Consider the following 2,691-nt stretch of genomic DNA (forward strand, 5'->3'; position numbering starts at 1 on the left):
GACCGGGCCCCTCTGGCAGCCGTGACGCGGCTGCGATGTCGGACTGAATAATCACGAGGAGCGGCCCGGGTTTCGCGCAGCAATTGCGTCCGTCGTTCTTGCCATCAGGCGTTCGGGCCTTGGCGGCGATCCGGAAATACGCGAGCCCACAAGCAATCATGCGGCCGCCTCTCGATCCATAACGAGAGGAGCGATGCTATGGGGGACATATTCGCGCAGATCATGCAGCCTGACGCGCTGGCGGCGCTGTTTCAGGTGATCATGATCAACATCGTGCTGTCGGGGGACAATGCGGTGGTGATCGCACTGGCCGCCGCCGGCCTTCCCGCTGACAAGCGGGGCAAGGTCATCCTGTTCGGCATCGGCGCCGCAACGGTCATGCGTCTCGTCTTTGCCTATCTTGCCACGAGCCTTCTGCACATCACGGGCATCCTGCTCATCGGCGGCGCCCTGCTGCTCTACGTGTGCTGGAAGATGTGGGGCGAACTGCGCGCCAGCGGCGCCGAAGGCGAGGGCGCCCACGGCGAGCACATTCACACCGGCCGCGAGAAGACCTTCATGCAGGCGGCCTGGCAGATCGTGGTCGCGGACGTGTCGATGTCGCTGGACAATGTCCTCGCCATTGCCGGCGCTGCCAAGGAACACCCGGCGATCATGATGATCGGCCTCGTGATCTCGATCGCGCTGATGGGGCTTGCGGCGAATTTCATCGCCAACCTCCTGACCCGCTATCGCTGGATCGGCTATGCGGGTCTTGCCATCATCGTCTACGTGGCGCTCGACATGACCTACCACGCGTGTTCGAGGTGATGCCCTACATCACCGGTGGCCCTGCCCACGCCTGACAGGAGCGGCCCGGGAGGCGGCGTTCCGCGCCGAACCCCGGGCCGCCGGTCCTCGCGCCAGCCCTCCGCGCCTCTTCCACCGTCACCCGCATCCATGCCCGCCATCCCGGCGGCGTGAGGGCGCTTGCGCGGCCGCGCGGCCTTCAGTATCATCGTCACCGTCAGGCCGGGCCCCTCTGGCAGCCATCAGTGCTGCGATGTCGGACTGAACGACACTGGAGCGGCCCGAGGCATTCTTCCTTTCGCAGACAGCATGCCGTCCGGTCGGGCGTGCGGACCGGATTTCCAGTGGGAAATGCCGGGACGAACGTGAAGGCGCCGTCGTATCCTTGCAGCCGTCCGGCCGCGAGGGTCCGCGGGGCCTTTTGTTGCGTCATCCTTCAGCCATGATCGGCGTTGCCGGGGTGCAGCGTCGATCGGTGAAGGAGGGTGCGCGACGGCCCGCGACGGACGGCGTCTGCCGAAGGTGGAAGACGGGGGAGCTCCTCGTGCGTTTCACTGAGGAGAGCTGTTCATGCAAGAAATCTTTGCGAGTTTGTTTACGGCAGACGCGATGTCCGCGCTGCTGCAGGTCATCATGATCGACCTGGTGCTCGCCGGCGACAACGCCGTCGTCATCGGTCTTGCCGCCGCCGGCCTGCCCAAGGACCAGCGCGGCAAGGTGATCATGATCGGCATCGTGGTTGCCACGGTGCTGCGTATCGCCTTCGCCAGCGTCACCACCGTCCTGCTCAGCATCGTCGGCCTTCTGCTTGCCGGTGGCGTCCTGCTGCTGTGGGTTGCCTGGAAGATGTGGCGCGAACTGCGGGCTGGCCACGAGCATGATTCGGTCATCGCCGAAGAGGCCCTGACCGGCGAGGACGTCGACCACGACGGCAAGGTTGCCGCCGGCGCACCGCGCAAGACCTTCGCCCAGGCCGCCTGGCAGATCGTCATCGCCGACGTGTCGATGTCGCTCGACAACGTGCTGGCCGTGGCCGGTGCCGCCCGCGACCATCCGACCGTGCTGATCATCGGTCTCGTGCTGTCGATCGCGCTGATGGGCATTGCCGCCAACTTCATCGCCGGCCTGCTCAACCGCCACCGCTGGATCGCCTATGTCGGTCTGGTGATCATCCTCTACGTCGCGCTGGACATGGTCTATCGCGGCTATGTGGAAGTTCAGCCCTACGTCGTCGGCTGGCTCTGACGACGGCAGCAACGGGGCCTGCGCGTCCTGCGCAGGTTCCGGGGCTACGGCCTGGCCCAGGGGCCTGACCGCGTCACCCTGACGGCCCGCATGGCCGGCAGCTGCCGGGCAGGACCCCGCGCAAGCCTCACGACACGAAAAAGGCCCCGATCGCGAGATCGGGGCCTTTTTTATGGCCGGACCGGCTGCGGAGATCGCGCCGGTGACTCAGGCGGAGAAGCCGCGGGTCTGGTGCGAGAAGGCAACGTTGTCGCCGCGGAGCCGGCCCTTGGGGGCGGCAACATTGCGGGCGTTGCGCAGGATCTGACCGAGCAGGGCCGGCTCCTTGAGCCAGATCTCGCTGAGCACGGTGGCGAGGCCGGCAACGGCGAGGACGAGCGTGGCATACTCGAGGAAGTGGGGCGACATGTCGTTTCTCCTGTTCCGGGGATCAAATTCCCTTGCTGCACTGCGTTATATAATCGCGGTGCCCAGGGGGTCAATGGTATCTGGCATGCCAGATACGCAGGACTGATCCTCCATGTTTTCATGGAGATGACGGACACTTCACGCGGCGATTTTCGATGCTGCACCTGCGAAGATGGCAAGCTTTCGCAGGGTCATGTCATGCGAAAACGGCCGTGACCGCGTGGTTTGAAGGTGACCCGATCGGCCGAA

At 65.3% G+C, this 2,691-nt stretch carries 3 protein-coding genes; 2 read left to right on the forward strand and 1 reads right to left on the reverse strand.

The annotated features are described in order from the left end of the window. Positions 1 to 198: 198 nt before the first annotated feature. Positions 199 to 810, forward strand: a complete 612-nt coding sequence (locus A6302_RS19915; RefSeq protein ID WP_069308472.1) for a TerC family protein — start codon at positions 199 to 201, stop codon at positions 808 to 810. A gap of 588 nt (positions 811 to 1,398) precedes the next feature. After that, on the forward strand, positions 1,399 to 2,034 hold the full coding sequence (locus A6302_RS19920) for a TerC family protein (RefSeq protein WP_245294175.1): 636 nt from the start codon (positions 1,399 to 1,401) through the stop codon (positions 2,032 to 2,034). Between the two features lie 207 nt (positions 2,035 to 2,241). On the opposite strand, the gene A6302_RS19925 is transcribed toward A6302_RS19920, so the two are convergent. Continuing rightward, complete coding sequence (locus A6302_RS19925; protein WP_069308474.1) at positions 2,242 to 2,442, reverse strand: hypothetical protein; 201 nt, start codon at positions 2,440 to 2,442, stop codon at positions 2,242 to 2,244. Positions 2,443 to 2,691: the final 249 nt, after the last annotated feature.

It is taken from the genome of Methylobrevis pamukkalensis (genome assembly GCF_001720135.1).
Taxonomy (GTDB): Bacteria; Pseudomonadota; Alphaproteobacteria; order Rhizobiales; family Pleomorphomonadaceae; genus Methylobrevis; species Methylobrevis pamukkalensis.